This is a genomic window from Pseudomonas sp. 43mfcvi1.1 (assembly GCF_900115935.1).
GTDB classification, from domain to species: Bacteria; Pseudomonadota; Gammaproteobacteria; order Pseudomonadales; family Pseudomonadaceae; genus Aquipseudomonas; species Aquipseudomonas bijieensis.
Map to the genome: position 1 here is coordinate 105,629 of NZ_UETT01000018.1, position 14,405 is coordinate 120,033.

General features: G+C 63.5%; 14 protein-coding genes. 9 read left to right on the forward strand and 5 right to left on the reverse strand.

What is annotated here, in order from left to right; all coding sequences use genetic code 11:
- Positions 1 to 104: 104 nt before the first annotated feature.
- From DTP52_RS27455 to DTP52_RS27495, 9 genes are all read left to right on the forward strand, one after another.
- Positions 105 to 854: an AraC family transcriptional regulator gene (locus DTP52_RS27455; RefSeq protein ID WP_109756178.1), complete on the forward strand. Its 750-nt coding sequence runs from the start codon at positions 105 to 107 to the stop codon at positions 852 to 854.
- A 233-nt stretch (positions 855 to 1,087) separates the two neighbouring features.
- Entirely contained in the window at positions 1,088 to 1,906 is an 819-nt protein-coding gene (locus DTP52_RS27460; protein WP_109756179.1) for a transporter substrate-binding domain-containing protein, read from the forward strand.
- A 10-nt stretch (positions 1,907 to 1,916) separates the two neighbouring features.
- On the forward strand, positions 1,917 to 3,695 hold the full coding sequence (locus DTP52_RS27465; RefSeq protein ID WP_109756180.1) for an aconitase X: 1,779 nt from the start codon (positions 1,917 to 1,919) through the stop codon (positions 3,693 to 3,695).
- The gene (locus DTP52_RS27470) at positions 3,688 to 4,356 is read left to right on the forward strand and encodes an amino acid ABC transporter permease (RefSeq protein ID WP_109756181.1); all 669 of its coding nucleotides are present in this window, start codon (positions 3,688 to 3,690) and stop codon (positions 4,354 to 4,356) included. The genes DTP52_RS27465 and DTP52_RS27470 overlap by 8 nt, the downstream gene beginning before the upstream one ends.
- Before the next feature lie 12 nt (positions 4,357 to 4,368).
- Positions 4,369 to 5,019 carry an amino acid ABC transporter permease gene (locus tag DTP52_RS27475; protein ID WP_109756182.1) on the forward strand — a complete coding sequence of 217 codons (651 nt, stop codon included), beginning with the start codon at positions 4,369 to 4,371 and terminating at the stop codon, positions 5,017 to 5,019.
- A complete protein-coding gene (locus DTP52_RS27480; protein WP_109756183.1) occupies positions 5,012 to 5,734 on the forward strand; it encodes an amino acid ABC transporter ATP-binding protein in 723 nt (240 codons plus the stop codon). The genes DTP52_RS27475 and DTP52_RS27480 overlap by 8 nt, the downstream gene beginning before the upstream one ends.
- 119 nt (positions 5,735 to 5,853) lie before the next feature.
- Positions 5,854 to 6,882 carry a proline racemase family protein gene (locus DTP52_RS27485; protein WP_109756184.1) on the forward strand — a complete coding sequence of 343 codons (1,029 nt, stop codon included), beginning with the start codon at positions 5,854 to 5,856 and terminating at the stop codon, positions 6,880 to 6,882.
- 196 nt (positions 6,883 to 7,078) lie between these two features.
- The gene (locus DTP52_RS27490; protein WP_109756185.1) at positions 7,079 to 7,996 is read left to right on the forward strand and encodes a dihydrodipicolinate synthase family protein; all 918 of its coding nucleotides are present in this window, start codon (positions 7,079 to 7,081) and stop codon (positions 7,994 to 7,996) included.
- Between the two features lie 266 nt (positions 7,997 to 8,262).
- Positions 8,263 to 8,817, forward strand: coding sequence for a DinB family protein (locus DTP52_RS27495; RefSeq protein WP_109756186.1), 555 nt, complete (start codon positions 8,263 to 8,265; stop codon positions 8,815 to 8,817).
- Between the two features lie 69 nt (positions 8,818 to 8,886).
- On the opposite strand, the gene DTP52_RS27500 is transcribed toward DTP52_RS27495, so the two are convergent.
- From DTP52_RS27500 to DTP52_RS27520, 5 genes are all read right to left on the reverse strand, one after another.
- Positions 8,887 to 9,951, reverse strand: a complete 1,065-nt coding sequence (locus DTP52_RS27500) for a 2,3-butanediol dehydrogenase (protein WP_230152698.1) — start codon at positions 9,949 to 9,951, stop codon at positions 8,887 to 8,889.
- Positions 9,952 to 10,035: 84 nt separating this feature from the next.
- On the reverse strand, positions 10,036 to 11,148 hold the full coding sequence (locus tag DTP52_RS27505) for an acetoin dehydrogenase dihydrolipoyllysine-residue acetyltransferase subunit (RefSeq protein WP_109756187.1): 1,113 nt from the start codon (positions 11,146 to 11,148) through the stop codon (positions 10,036 to 10,038).
- A complete protein-coding gene (locus tag DTP52_RS27510) occupies positions 11,148 to 12,164 on the reverse strand; it encodes an alpha-ketoacid dehydrogenase subunit beta (protein WP_109756188.1) in 1,017 nt (338 codons plus the stop codon). The genes DTP52_RS27505 and DTP52_RS27510 overlap by 1 nt, the downstream gene beginning before the upstream one ends.
- Positions 12,165 to 12,199: 35 nt before the next feature.
- Positions 12,200 to 13,177: a thiamine pyrophosphate-dependent dehydrogenase E1 component subunit alpha gene (locus tag DTP52_RS27515; protein WP_109756189.1), complete on the reverse strand. Its 978-nt coding sequence runs from the start codon at positions 13,175 to 13,177 to the stop codon at positions 12,200 to 12,202.
- Positions 13,178 to 13,179: 2 nt separating this feature from the next.
- On the reverse strand, positions 13,180 to 14,253 hold the full coding sequence (locus DTP52_RS27520) for an ATP-NAD kinase family protein (RefSeq protein ID WP_109756190.1): 1,074 nt from the start codon (positions 14,251 to 14,253) through the stop codon (positions 13,180 to 13,182).
- Between the last annotated feature and the right edge of the window lie 152 nt (positions 14,254 to 14,405).

A 14,405-nucleotide genomic window follows, 5' to 3' on the forward strand; every position in this document is an offset into this window, starting at 1 on the left:
AGGACCCCATGTGGGAGCGAGCCTGCTCGCGATAGCGGCGTGACAGGCAGCGCATTTTCGATTGACACTGCGCCATCGCTTCCACAAAAAAGACGACGCCGGCCATGTATCCCTCGCTCACTTCCCTCGCGCCCTGTGACCTGGACACCCTGCTGCGCAGCCTGCAACCCATCGCCCCGCTGCTGGACACCCTCGCGGACGTGGTGTTTTTCATCAAGGACAAACAAGCCCGCTACGCCTTCGTCAACCAGACCCTGGCCCGGCGCTGCGGTTTCAAGCACAGCGCGGACTTGCTCGGCCTCACCGCCGAACAGGTGTTCCCCGAACGCTTCGGCCCGCTGTACACCGAACAGGATCGCCGGGTGTTGGCCAGCGGCCGGGAGTTGGCCGACCAGCTCGAACTGCATCTGTATTACGGCAACCAACCCGTGTGGTGCCTGACCCACAAGCTCGCCCTGCATGACCCAAACGGCCAGGTCGTCGGCCTGGCCGGCATTTCCCGTGACCTGCAATTGCCCCAGTCGAGCCACCCAGCCTTCCAGAAACTGGCGGCGGTGGATGCTCATATCAAAAGCCACTTCGCCCGCCCCATCAGCCTGGCCGAACTGACCGCCATTGCCCAATTGTCGGTGGCGCAACTGGAGCGGCACTGCAAACGCATCTTCCAACTCACACCGCGGCAGATGATTCACAAGGCACGCCTGGAAGAAGCCTCGCGGCTGTTACTCGACAAAGACCTGCCGATCACCGAAATCGCCCTGCGCTGCGGCTACACCGACCACAGCGCCTTCAGCCGCCAGTTCCGTGCCCTGACCAGCCTGTCGCCCAGCCAGTATCGCGAGAGTCAGCACTGACGCCTGTTCCCCGATGGGGCGTCGCCCCCCATGGCTGCTCCCATCTGTAACACACAGCCCCAGCGCGGCCCCCTGCCCGACGTGGTACCGCGCGGCCTGAAAGCCTCTAGATCAGCCTTCCAGTGGCATTACCGCGACTCGACCGCAAACAGGCATGCCGATTGCTTATCTAATATCGTATACGAAATCCTCAATACGATATCTCACCGCATTTATTCGACAGCGAGGCATTTATGAAAAACCCTGCATTGGCCGTAGCCCTCAGCGTTGTCCTCACCCCGCTTCTCATTGCCCCCGCCCACGCCGACAAACTCGACGACATCATCGGCTCGGGCAAGCTGCGTTGCGCCGTGACCCTGGACTTCCCACCCATGGGCTTTCGCGATGAAAGCAATAAGCCGGCGGGATTCGACGTGGACTATTGCCACGATCTGGCGAAAGTCCTCGGTGTGGACGCCGAAGTGGTGGAAACCCCGTTCTCCGACCGAATCCCCGCGCTGCTGTCTGGCCGCGCCGATGTGATCGTCGCCTCCACATCTGACACCTTGGAACGGGCCAAGACCGTCGGCCTGACCGTGCCCTACTTCGCTTTCCAAATGGTCGTGCTGACCCGCGACAACACCGGCATCAACAGCTACGCCGACCTCAAGGGCAAGAACCTGGGCAACACCAGCAGTACCTACGAAGCCATCGCCCTGGAGAAGGACCAGAAGAGCTGGGGCAGCGGCAGTTTCCGCGCCTATCAGTCGCAGAACGACACCCTGCTGGCGGTCGCCCAAGGGCACATTGACGCGACCGTGGTGACCAACACCGTGGCCGCCGCGACCATCAAGTCGGGCAAGTACAAGGGCCTGAAGATCGCCGGCGATGCGCCCTATGTCATCGACTACGTGTCCCTGGGCGCCAAGCGCAACGAGTACGGCCTGCTCAACTACCTCAACCTGTTCGTCAATCAGCAAGTGCGCACTGGGCGGTACAAGGAGTTGTTCGTCAAATGGGTCGGCACCGACATCCCGCCGGCCAACCTGACCGTTCCCCAGGTCTACTACTGAGGATCGGCGCATGCCAAGCACGCCTGTCCGTGTGAAAGGCCGCAGCCTGGTGGGGGGCGCCGCCGAGGGCGCCCTGCTGTTCGCCGAAGTCGGCCTGAGTTTCTGGGGCGGAGTCGATCCGGCCAGTGGCGAGGTCATCGATCGGCATCACCCGTTGAGCGGTGAACGCCTGACCGGGCGCGTATTGGCGATTCCCAGCGGACGCGGCTCATGCACCGGCAGCAGCGTCTTGATGGAACTGATCAGCAACGGCCATGCACCTGCGGCCCTGGTGCTGGCCGAAGCCGATGAAATCCTGACCCTGGGCGTGCTGGTGGCCCAGGTGATTTTCCAACGCTCGTTGCCGGTATTGTGCGTGGGGCACGAGGCTTTCAACAGGTTGCGCGGCCAGGGCTTTGTCCGCCTCGAGGGCGACGTCCTGACGCTGTCTGGCCGCCGCCCCAACGACGGCTGGCAGGGTTCGGACGCCTGCCGGCAGCCGCCCACTCCCTCGACCCTGGACCTGACCGAACAGGACCAAGCGTTGCTCGACGGCACTCACGGCAAGGCGGCCCAAGTGGCGATGCAGATTGTGTTGCGCATGGCCGAGATCCAGGGCGCCACGCAACTGCTAAACGTGACCCAGGCCCACATCGACGGCTGCATCTACACCGGCCCGGCGAGCCTGCGCTTTGCCGAACAACTGGTGCGGTGGGGCGCGAAAGTCCGCGTGCCCACCACCCTCAATTCCATCTCCGTGGACCAGCGTCGCTGGCGCGAACTGGGTGTCGATCCGGCCCTGGGCGAGCCGGCCAGTGCCCTGGGCGATGCCTACATGGCGATGGGCGCGCAACTGAGTTTCACCTGCGCGCCCTACCTGCTGGACACCGCGCCCAAGGCCGGCGAACAAATCGTCTGGGCCGAATCCAACGCGGTGGTCTATGCCAACAGCGTGCTGGGAGCGCGCACGCAGAAGTACCCGGACTTCCTCGACATCTGCATTGCCCTGTGCGGACGGGCGCCGTTGACTGGCTGTCATCTCGACGACCGGCGCAAGGCCGGGCTGATCATCGACGTGCCGGCGCTGGGCAACGTCGATGACAGTTTCTATCCGCTGCTGGGTTATCACATCGGCGCTTTGGCGGGCCGGCGCATCCCGCTGATACGCGGCCTGGAACATGCCGCCCCGAGCCTGGACGACCTCAAGGCCTTCGGCGCCGCATTCGCCACCACCAGCGCCGCGCCGTTGTTCCACATCGCCGGGGTGACGCCGGAAGCCCTCGACCTTGCCAATGTCATGGAGAACGACGCCACCTTGCCGCAGGAAAGCGTCAATGTCGCTGGCCTGCTCGCCAGTTGGCGCGAGCTCAACAGCGCCCGGGACAACTGGGTGGACGTGGTGTCCCTGGGCAATCCGCATTTCTCCCTCAGCGAATTCGCCACCCTCGCGACCTTGTGCGCGGGCCGGATCAAGCATCCGTATGTAGTGCTGGCAATCACCTGCGGGCGAACGGTATTGGAACAGGCGCGCAAGGCCGGATACCTGGCGGCCATCGAGGCCTTCGGCGCGGTGCTGGTGACCGACACCTGCTGGTGCATGTTGGGCGAACCGGTGATCCCGCCCCAAGCCACCACGCTGATGACCAACTCCGGCAAATACGCTCACTACGCACCCGGCCTGGTCGGTCGCGGCGTGCACTTTGCCGCCCTTGCCGAATGCGTCGAGGCCGCCTGCACCGCCGCAACCTCCGGCCAGCCGCCGATGTGGCTGCAACCCACTGCCCGCAGGGGGAGCCCGACCCATGTTTGATGACTACAGCTTCCAATGGCGTCCGGCCTTGCGCGCCCTACCCGACATGCTCGCCGGAGCCTGGGTGACCTTCGAGACCGCTGCGCTGTCGATGATCTTCGGCGTGCTGATCGCCCTGGTGCTGACGGTGATGCGCCAGGCCCCGAATCGCTTGCTGCGAGGCGTGGGCAATGGCTGGGTGTCCATCGCTCGCAACACGCCCTCGCTGTTCCAGATCTACATCCTCTACTTCGGCCTCGGCTCCCTCGGGCTGCACGTCAGTTCCTGGCTGGCCCTGCTGGCCGGGATCACCTTCAACAACGCCGGTTACCTGGCGGAAAACTTCCGTGGCGGCCTCAAGGCCGTGCCGAGTACGCAAATGCGCGCCGCCCGCTCTCTGGGGATGAGCGCTTTCCAGGCCTACCGGATGATCATCGTCCCGCAACTGTTGCGCATCGTCTTCTATCCGTTGACCAACCAGATGGTCTGGGCGGTGCTGATGACGTCCCTGGGCGTAGTCGTCGGCCTGAACAACGACCTCACTGGCGTCACCCAGGAATACAACGTCAAGACCTTCCGCACCTTCGAATACTTTGCCCTCGCGGCGGTGCTGTATTACCTGATCGCCAAGCTGATCGTCGGGCTGGCCCGGCTGTTGTCCTGGCGGCTGTTTCGTTACTGAGGAGGGTTGGTCATGTTCTCTACAAGCCTCACCGTTAACGACCTGTTGTTCTTGCTGGACGGGGCCTGGGTCACGTTGCAACTGACCGCCTGGTCGATCCTGCTGGGCACCCTGGCCGGATTACTGTTCGGCCTGTTGCGGGCCCTGTTGCCGCGAGCCAGCCTGCCGTTGGCCTGGGTGTTGGACGCGTTTCGCAGCGTGCCGCTGCTGATCCAGTTTGTGCTGTTCAACTCCCTCAAGAGCATCGCCGGCCTGAACCTCAGCGCCTTCGCGGTGGGCTGCATCGTCCTCGGGGTCTACGCCGCCGCGTACTTCACCGAAATCGTCCGCGGTGGGGTGCTGGCGGTGCCGTTGAGCACCCGCCGGGCCAGTCGGTCACTGGGCCTGAGCTATGTGCAGGACCTGCGTTTCATCGTCCTGCCGATTGCCACGCGGGTGGCCTTTCCCGGCTGGCTGAACCTGGTACTGGGCGTGATGAAAGACACCGCGCTGGTGATGTGGATCGGCATCGTCGAATTGCTGCGTGCTTCGCAAACCATCGTCACGCGCATTCAGGAACCCCTGCTGGTGCTGTGCATCGCGGGCCTCATTTACTACGTCATGAGCCTGGTGGTCGCCCGCCTCGGCGCACGTCTGGAAAGAAGGTGGCAGGAAAATGATTGAGATCGAAAACGTGCACAAGTCCTTCGGTGACCTGGAAGTGGTCAAGGGTGTGAGCCTGACGGTGGACAAAGGTGAAGTGGTGTCGATCATCGGCGGTTCCGGCTCGGGCAAGTCGACCCTGCTGATGTGCATCAACGGCCTGGAGCCGATCCAGAAAGGCAGCATCCGCGTGGACGGCATCGAGGTCCATGACCGCGCCACCGACCTCAATCGCCTGCGGCAGAAGATCGGCATCGTGTTCCAGCAATGGAACGCCTTCCCCCACCTGACCGTGCTGGAAAACGTGATGCTGGCGCCGCGCAAGGTGCTGGGCAAGAGCCGACAGGACGCCGAGGCGCTGGCGGTGAAGCAGCTTGAGCATGTGGGCCTGGGGGACAAGCTCAAGGCCTTCCCCGGCAAGCTTTCCGGCGGCCAGCAACAACGCATGGCCATCGCCCGGGCCCTGGCGATGTCGCCGGACTACATGCTGTTCGACGAAGCCACCTCGGCCCTGGATCCGCAGCTGGTGGGCGAAGTGCTGGACACCATGCGCATGCTCGCCGAAGACGGCATGACCATGGTGCTGGTGACCCACGAGATCCGCTTCGCCCGGGACGTGTCCGACCGCGTGGCGTTCTTCTGCAACGGCCGGGTCCATGAGATCGGGCCGCCGGACCAGGTGATTGGCAATCCGATGCAGCCGGAGACGGCGGCTTTCCTTAAATCGGTGAAATAGCGAATGGCCTCATCGCGAGCAGGCTCGCTCCCACACTGTTTTTGTGTACGCCACAGAACCCTGTGGGAGCAAGGCTTGCCCGCGATGAGGCCCGAACAGACAACACAAGGATTTGACTCATGCGCTCATCGAAAATCATCCATGTAGTGAGCTGCCACGCCGAAGGCGAAGTCGGTGACGTGATCGTCGGCGGCGTTGCCCCACCGCCCGGCGCCACGGTGTGGGAGCAGTCACGCTGGATCGCCCAGGACCAGACCCTGCGCAACTTCGTCCTCAACGAGCCCCGTGGCGGCGTATTCCGCCACGTCAACCTGCTGGTGCCGGCCAAGGACCCACGGGCGCAAATGGCCTGGATCATCATGGAGCCGGCCGACACCCCGCCGATGTCCGGCTCCAACTCGTTGTGCGTCGCCACCGTGCTGCTGGAGAGCGGCATCCTGCCCATGACCGAACCCCAGACCCGCTTGGTGCTGGAAGCGCCGGGCGGCCTGATCGAAGCGGTGGCCGACTGCCGCGACGGCAAGGTGCAACGGGTCGAGATCAAGAATGTGCCCTCCTTCGCCGACCGCCTCGATGCCTGGATCGAAGTCGAGGGCCTGGGCTCGTTGCAGGTGGACACGGCGTACGGCGGCGACAGTTTTGTGATTGTCGACGCCCAGCGCCTGGGCTTCGCCATCCGCCCGGACGAGGCCGCCGAGCTGGTGGCCGTGGGCTTGAAAATCACCCGGGCCGCCAATGAACAACTGGGCTTTGTCCATCCGTTGAACCCCGACTGGTCGCACATCTCGTTCTGCCAGATCGCCGCGCCCATCGTCCAGGAAAACGGCATCGCCACTGGCGCCAATGCCGTGGTGATTCAGCCGGGCAAGATCGACCGCTCCCCCACCGGCACCGGCTGCTCGGCGCGCATGGCGGTACTGCACGCCAAAGGTTTGATGCAAGTCGGCGAACGCTTTATCGGCCGCTCGATCATCGGCTCCGAATTCCACTGCCGCATCGATTCGCTGACCGACGTGGCCGGACGCCCGGCGATTTATCCGTGCATCGCCGGGCGCGCGTGGATCACCGGCACCCATCAGCTGTTGCTCGACCCGGCCGATCCGTGGCCGCAGGGCTATCGGCTTTCGGATACCTGGCCTGGCGCATGACTTTCACACACAACCCTGTGGCGAGGGGATTTATCCCCGCTGGGGCGCGGAGCGGCCCTAAAACCTGACAACTCGGTGTTCCATCGGGACTCAGGGGGCTGCTTCGCAGCCCAGCGGGGATAAATCCCCTCGCCACAGGGTTGCAGTGAACTTGTTTACAGGCTCTAGAAAACACTATTAACAACCGGAGACAACCATGAGCAAACGCATCAACTGGAGCGGCGTCTTCCCTGCCGTCACCACCCAATTCAACGATGATTTTTCCATCAACCTGGAAAAAACCCACCAAGTGATTTCCAACGTCATTCGTGATGGCGTTTCCGGCCTGGTGGTCTGCGGGTCGGTGGGGGAAAACACTTCCCTGAGCGCCGAGGAAAAGATCGCCGTGACCGAAGTCGCGGTGGACGCCTCCCGTGGCCGCGTACCGGTGATCTGCGGCGTGGCCGAGTTCACCAGCGTGCAGGCGGCCAAGGTCGCAAACGCGGTGCGCAAGGTGGGGGTCGACGGAGTGATGCTGATGCCGGCGCTGGTCTACGGCTCCAAGCCGTTCGAGACCGCCGAGCATTTCCGCTACGTCGCTCGGCATGCCGACGTGCCGTTGATGGTCTACAACAACCCGCCGATCTATAAGAACGACGTGACCCCGGACATCCTGATCTCCCTGGCTGATTGCGACAACGTCGTGTGTTTCAAGGACTCCTCCGGCGACACCCGGCGCTTCATCGACGTACGCAATGAAGTCGGCGACCGTTTTGTGTTGTTTGCAGGTCTCGACGACGTGGTCCTGGAAAGCCTTGCCGTGGGCGCCGAAGGTTGGGTCTCGGGCATGTCCAACGTATTTCCGAAAGAAGGCGAGACCATTTTCCGCCTGGCCCGCGCCGGGCGCTTTGCCGAAGCGATGCCGATCTACGAATGGCTGATGCCGATCCTGCACCTGGACGCCCGCGCCGACCTGGTGCAATGCATCAAGCTGTGCGAAGCCATCGCCGGCCGCGGCAGCGCCCTCACCCGCCCGCCGCGCCTGGCCCTGCCGGAAGCGGACCGGCTGTTTGTGGAGCAGATCATGGCCAAGGCTTTGGCGAATCGGCCGATGTTGCCGGATGTGGGGCTTTAGGACTTCCCCCTGAAGCAAGGGCACCCTGTGTGGGAGCGGGCTTGCTCGCGAAAGCGGTCTGTCTGATATGACTATGCTGCATGTGCCGCCGTCTTCGCGAGCAAGCCCGCTCCCACAGGATTGGTGGTGAATACCGAATCGTGAACACACGCAATAAAACTGTGGGAGCGAGCCTGCTCGCGATAGCGGTCTGTCTGAATCGACTATGCTGGATGTGCCGCCATCATCGCGAGCAAGCTCGCTCCCACAGGGATTCAAGGTGTCCCATGAACTATTTCCTGGCCCAGGCCCTGAACAATCAGTGGGCCAATCACCGACTGCTCACTGCCTGCGCGCAGTTGAGCGAAGCCGAATACGCGGCGCCGCGCACGGCGTTCTTCCCATCCATACAAGGCACGCTCTGCCATATTCTGGAAGTGGACCGCTATTACCTGACCGCTCTGGAAGGTGACCGGGACGGCCAGATCAAGGACTTTTCCGAAACCTTGGCGTTTGCCCAACTGAAGGAAAGCCAAACCCGAGCCGACCGGCAACTGCTGGCATTGTGCGAAAGCCTGCGAGAAAGAGACCTCGCCCGCTGCGTTGAGCTGGTACGCGTGGACGGCGTGGTGCGTGAGCGGATCGACCGGCTGTTGCTGCACCTGTTCGAACACCAGATCCACCACCGTGGCCAAGTCCACGGGATGCTCAGTGGCACCGGCATCAAGCCGCCGCAGCTCGATGAATTTTTCCTCGATTGCGACCGCCCGTTCCGGCAACAGGAAGAACGACAACTGCGGCTCAACGAAGGGCATGTCTGGCGGGACTATCTACCTGACTGAATCGATACTCCGTGTGAAAAAATGCGATGGCCGCTGCCGACCATCGCCAAATCGCCCACCCGGGCGCTCTCAGATCCGTGCGGGAGACACGATGATTTTCACGTTGTGCTCCTTGTTGTTGACCAGTTCCTCAAAGCCCTGGCCGACAATCTGCTCCAGCTGGATGCGGCCGGTCACCAGTGGCGAGATGTCCAGGCGCCCATCGGCGATGAAAGCGATCACATCGGCAAACTCGCCGTTGTAGGCCAACGCGCCGAGCACCTGCTTCTCAGTGGACACCAGCTCGAAGAAATTGAATTCGCTGGGCTCCTCGAAGATCCCCACCAATACACATTTGCCGGCCTTGCGGATCAGGTCGATGGCCAGTTTCGCGGTGTGCTTGTTGCCGATGCATTCGAAACTGACATCGGCCCCCAGGCCACCGGTCAGGCGGCGGACTTCGGCCAGAGCGTCGCATTCGTTCGGATCGATCACATGACTGGCCCCGACCTCCAGGGCCTTGGCCTTGCGTGCCCCGGACATTTCCAGGGCGATCACCTGGGCCGCGCCGGCAGCCTTGGCGCACATGATGGTGCACAGCCCTATCGTACCGGCGCCAACCACCACCACGTTCTGGCCCAACAGGCTGCCGGCCTTCTTCACCGCGTGCATCCCCACCGCCAACGGCTCGATCAACGCACCGGCCTCGGCCGGAAAATCAGCAGGCAACTTGTAGAGCAAATTGGCCGGTACGTTGACCAGTTCGGCAAATGCACCGTTGTTCATCAGCCCGGTGAAGGCCAGGTTCTCGCAGATGTTGTACAGCCCATGGGTGCAGTAATAGCAGGTGCCGCAGTGCTGGCAGGCATCAGCCGCCACCGGCTCACCGACACTGAAGCCTTCGACGCCGGCCCCCAGTTCGACGATCTCGCCGCAGAACTCATGACCGAGGATGCACTGGCCCTTGATCCCGGTCAGCGGGTGCGGCGCGTCCACCGGAATGAACACCGGCCCGGCCACGTATTCATGCAGGTCGGAGCCGCAGATACCGCACCATTGCACACGGATCTGCACCCAACCGGCGGGCGGCGAAACCGGCAGTGGCACGTCTTCGACGCGGATGTCGTTGCGGCCATGCCAGACGGCGGCGCGCATGCTGCGGGTAGGCTTGATTGAAACGTTCATGACGTTGCCTCCAGAAGTTTGTCGGGGCGACGAACCACCTCGCCGCCCGCTTGATCAGCGCTGTTCGATGAACCCGAGGATCAGCCGGTTGACCTGCTCGGCTGCTTCCATTTGCACCATGTGGCCCTGGCCGGAAAGCACTTCGACCTGGGCACTCAACCCTTCGCTGTGGGCCACCGGGATGATTGCGTCGTCGCTGCCCCAGATCACCAGCGTCGGTACGTGGCCGGCCTGCACGACCTCGCGCAGGTCCACCTGCTGGTGACCGTCCTTGAAGAGCGTCGCTGACAGTTGCCGCAGCGCAGCGTCCACCCCCTCCAGGCGCTTGTACTTGAGCATGTCGTCGAGCATCTGGCGGTTGACCAGTTCGGCATTGGAGAACAGTTGCACCAGTGCCGGCTTGAGGGCGTTGCGGTTGGCGGCTTCGACGAAACCTTCCAGGTAGCTGCCATTGATCTGCGCGCCCAGCCCGGCGCTGCCGATCAAGGTCAGCGAGCGGACTCGCTGGGGCATCAGGCGCGCGGCGTTCAGCGACACCGCCCCACCCATGGAATGCCCCACCAGATGCACAGCGTTGATGTCGAGGTGATCGAGCAGGCCCAGCACCACGCCGCTCAGCTCGTCCAGATCACCGCGTTGCAGGGTTTTCGAGGACTCGCCATGGCCCGGCAGGTCCAGGGCAATGACCCGACGCCCGGCTGCCAGTGCTTCATGGTTGAATAACCAACCGTTCAGGTCGCCACCGAAACCATGTACCAGCAACAGCGGCGTGCCGCCCTCGCCACGCTCGAAATAACGGATGACCCGCCCGTCCAACTCGACTTTCTGCGGTTTCGGTCCGCTGTCTTCATCGGCCGCGTCACCGGGGACAAAAGTTGATTGGAACTGCTCGATAACCGCATCGATCTCGGCGTCACTGGCTTCGCCCTCAACGACAATCCCGAGCAAGGCGCCGACCGCCAGGGTTTCGTCCTGCCGGGCAATCTGTCGGCGCAGGATTCCGGAAAACGGCGCTTCGACACTGCTGGAAATCTTGTCGGTTTCCACGTCCATCACTTCATCACCCTTGGTGATGGCCTGGCCCTCCTCCTTGAGCCAGGTATCGACCCGGCCCTCGGTCATCGACAGGCCCCACTTGGGCATGGTCAGGGTATGAATCTGGCTCATCAGCGCTTGCTCCACTCGATCACGTTGAGCACGGCTTGCTCGATCTTCGCCGCGTCGGGGATGTACAGGTCTTCCAGCGAATCGGAGAACGGCACCGGGGTATGCGGTGCGGTGACCATCTCAATCGGGGCCTTGAGCGCGCCAAAGGCTTTTTGCGCCACCAGGGCCGAAACATCGGTGGCCATGGAACAGCGTGGGTTGGCCTCGTCGATCACCACCAGGCGCCCGGTCTTCTCGACGCTTTCGAGGATGCTGTCCTCGTCCATCGGGCTGGTGGTGCGCAAGTCGATGACTTCACAGTCGATGCCACGCCCAGCCAGGCTGCGCGCGGCGTCCATGGCGGTGTTGACCATGCGCCCGTACGACACCAGGGTCACGTCCTTGCCGTCACGCAGGAAATTGGCCTCGCCGAAGGGAATGGTGTAGAGCTCTTCGGGCACCTCGCCCTGCATGCTGTAGAGCAACTTGTGCTCGCAGAAGATCACCGGGTCGTTGTCGCGGATCGCCTGGATCAGCAAGCCCTTGGCATCGTAAGGCGATGACGGGCACACCACTTTCAGCCCCGGAATGTGCGTCCACAAGGATGTGAGCATCTGCGAATGCTGGGCGGCGGCGCGCAGGCCGGCACCGACCATGGTGCGGATCACCAGGGGCGTGGAGGCCTTGCCGCCGAACATGTAGCGAAACTTCGCCGCCTGGTTGAGGATCTGGTCCAGGCAGCACCCGGCGAAGTCGACGAACATCAGTTCGCACACCGGACGCACGCCGCAGGTGGCGGCTCCCACAGCCGCACCGACGTAACCGATTTCCGACAGCGGCGTGTCGAGCACGCGGCCGGGGAACTGGTCGTAAAGGCCCTTGGTGACACCAAGCACACCGCCCCAGGCGTCGTTTTCACCAGGCGCGCCGGCACCGCCAGCCACGTCCTCGCCCATGATGAAGACGCTGGAGTCGCGGCGCATTTCCTGGGCCAGGGCCTCGTTGATTGCCTGCTGATAGCTGATTTTTCTCGCCATGATGGGATTCTCTATTCTTGTTTTATAAAGGGCGTTCAGGGATAGGAGACGTAGACGTCAGTGAGCAGGTCCGCCGCGGTGGGCTTGGGATCGGACTTGGCCTTGTACACGGCGTTTTCGATCAGTTGCTCCACTTCCTTATCGATCTGGTCCAACTGCTCGGCCGACAGCAGCCCGGCCCGGGTGGTGCGCTCACGGAACTGCATCAGGCAGTCCTGGTTCTCGCGGAAATGCTTGACCTCATCGGGGGCCCGGTAAGTCTGGGCGTCGCCCTCGAAGTGGCCGTAGTAGCGCGTCAGCTTGACCTCGATCAGCGACGGCCCTTCCCCGGCACGGGCGCGTTCGACAGCAGCCCCGGCGGCTTCGTGGACGGCGAAGAAGTCAAAGCCATCCACCGTCACCCCAGGCATGCCGAACCCGGCGGCGCGGTCGGCGATGTGATCGCAGGCCACCGACCAATTGGAAGCGGTGGCTTCGGCGTAGCCGTTGTTCTCGGCGATGAACAGGCACGGCAGGTTCCACACCGAGGCCATGTTCATGGCTTCGAACACCGCGCCCTCGTTGGAGCCGCCGTCACCGAAGAACACCACAGCGACGCTGTCGGTGCCCTTGAGCCGGGCCGCCAGGGCAGCGCCGACCACCAGAGGCGCGCCGGCACCGACGATGCCGTTGGCACCGAGCATGCCTTTCTCGAAATCGGCGATGTGCATCGAGCCGCCCTTGCCTTGGCAGACGCCGGTTTTCTTGCCGTAGATCTCGGCCATCATCCCGTAGACATCCACGCCCTTGGCGATGCAATGGCCGTGGCCACGGTGGTTGGACGCGATGCAATCGTCATCGCCCAGGTGGGCCATGACGCCGGCGGCCGACGCTTCTTCGCCGGCATACAAGTGGACGAAACCGGGAATCTCGCCGGTGGCGAACTCCACGTGCAAGCGCTCTTCGAAAGCGCGGATGGTGCGCATCACCTGGTAGGCGTGCAGCAATTGATCGTGGGTGAGCGGTGTCGACATTTTTATTCTCCCGAGGTGTCTTCTTGAAGATTCAGAGGGTGTTGCGGGTGTTCACGGCCAATGGCCAACAAACGCTGTTGCGCGGCGTAGGCCAGTACCGCATTGACATCGATGCTCAGCGGGCCGCCGGCATCGAGGGTGACCGTGGGCCGGTCATGGACGTTGAATTCGATTTCCCGCTCGCCATCCAGGGCCAGTGTGCCGCTGGAGAGCGACAGGCCGTGGGCGACGCCGGGTTCCAAGGGGCCGGCGGCGAGCACGCCACAGCCTTGCAACAGGCCGGGAGCCAGTGGCACCAACAGCGCTTCGGGCGATTGCGGGTCCAGGCGCATCCAGGCACCACCCGGTGCCTGGCGTGACACCGGGAACCACAACCCGCACAGCGCCGACAGGCCGATGGATTGCGGCTCGGCGAAGGTCACGAACACTTCGGCCAGGTCCTGTGCCCGGCTGATGGCCCGGGCGCCGACAAAGCGCAGCGGCGACACGGCCACGTCCACCAAGGCGACTTCGCGCAAGCCACGGCCGGCATCGCAGACCAGCAGGCGCTTGTTACGTCGCAGACCGATCTGCGTCGGTATCCGTCCGCTGGCGTACAACCCGCCGGCCAGTCCGGCACTGGTGGCCTCGCGCAATTCAGGAAAGGCGTTATTGGTGCCGGTGGACAGAGTCAGCAACGGGATGTCTCCCACTTCGGCGGCCACCGCCTTGTGAGTGCCATCGCCGCCGAGCACGGCGATCAGCGCCACCTCGCGTTCGGCCATCAGCCGCGCGGCCCGACGAGTGTCTTCGACGGTCTGGCGCAGGGTCAGGTCGAGGAACTCCAGGGCCGGCCAATGGCTGCTGCGGGCCTGCCGGCTGTGGCTGTTCTTCAGCACGGCGGCGGCCATGCCGATCATGTCGGTGGGCATCAACACCTGCTCGATGCCGGTGGCGCCGAACGCGGCCAGCAGGCGCTGGATCACCGAGACCTTGTCGGTGCTGGAAAACAGCCCGGCATTGGCGGTCAGGCGCCGCACGTCACGGCCCGAGGCGGGGTTGGCGATGATGCCCACGGTCAGTGGCCGGCGACTCATGGCGCCACCGTGGCGGGGATAGGCGAACGGTCTGGGCAGCCAGACCCTGGGCAGGAAAACATAGGCACCTCGTTGTTATTATTGGATGCCCCGTCGAGCGGGTTGCAGAGGTAGAGCAAGGGCGGTGCCAGTAACGAAAAAAGTCTTCGAAA

What these genes read in the sequence shown, in the direction of transcription:
- DTP52_RS27455 (WP_109756178.1), top strand. Translation starts at nt 105, where the DNA reads ATGTATCCCTCGCTCACTTCCCTCGCGCCCTGTGACCTGGACACCCTG.
- DTP52_RS27460 (WP_109756179.1), top strand. Translation starts at nt 1,088, where the DNA reads ATGAAAAACCCTGCATTGGCCGTAGCCCTCAGCGTTGTCCTCACCCCG.
- DTP52_RS27465 (WP_109756180.1), top strand. Translation starts at nt 1,917, where the DNA reads ATGCCAAGCACGCCTGTCCGTGTGAAAGGCCGCAGCCTGGTGGGGGGC.
- DTP52_RS27470 (WP_109756181.1), top strand. Translation starts at nt 3,688, where the DNA reads ATGTTTGATGACTACAGCTTCCAATGGCGTCCGGCCTTGCGCGCCCTA.
- DTP52_RS27475 (WP_109756182.1), top strand. Translation starts at nt 4,369, where the DNA reads ATGTTCTCTACAAGCCTCACCGTTAACGACCTGTTGTTCTTGCTGGAC.
- DTP52_RS27480 (WP_109756183.1), top strand. Translation starts at nt 5,012, where the DNA reads ATGATTGAGATCGAAAACGTGCACAAGTCCTTCGGTGACCTGGAAGTG.
- DTP52_RS27485 (WP_109756184.1), top strand. Translation starts at nt 5,854, where the DNA reads ATGCGCTCATCGAAAATCATCCATGTAGTGAGCTGCCACGCCGAAGGC.
- DTP52_RS27490 (WP_109756185.1), top strand. Translation starts at nt 7,079, where the DNA reads ATGAGCAAACGCATCAACTGGAGCGGCGTCTTCCCTGCCGTCACCACC.
- DTP52_RS27495 (WP_109756186.1), top strand. Translation starts at nt 8,263, where the DNA reads ATGAACTATTTCCTGGCCCAGGCCCTGAACAATCAGTGGGCCAATCAC.
- DTP52_RS27500 (WP_230152698.1), bottom strand. Translation starts at nt 9,951, where the DNA reads ATGCGCGCCGCCGTCTGGCATGGCCGCAACGACATCCGCGTCGAAGAC.
- DTP52_RS27505 (WP_109756187.1), bottom strand. Translation starts at nt 11,148, where the DNA reads ATGAGCCAGATTCATACCCTGACCATGCCCAAGTGGGGCCTGTCGATG.
- DTP52_RS27510 (WP_109756188.1), bottom strand. Translation starts at nt 12,164, where the DNA reads ATGGCGAGAAAAATCAGCTATCAGCAGGCAATCAACGAGGCCCTGGCC.
- DTP52_RS27515 (WP_109756189.1), bottom strand. Translation starts at nt 13,177, where the DNA reads ATGTCGACACCGCTCACCCACGATCAATTGCTGCACGCCTACCAGGTG.
- DTP52_RS27520 (WP_109756190.1), bottom strand. Translation starts at nt 14,253, where the DNA reads ATGAGTCGCCGGCCACTGACCGTGGGCATCATCGCCAACCCCGCCTCG.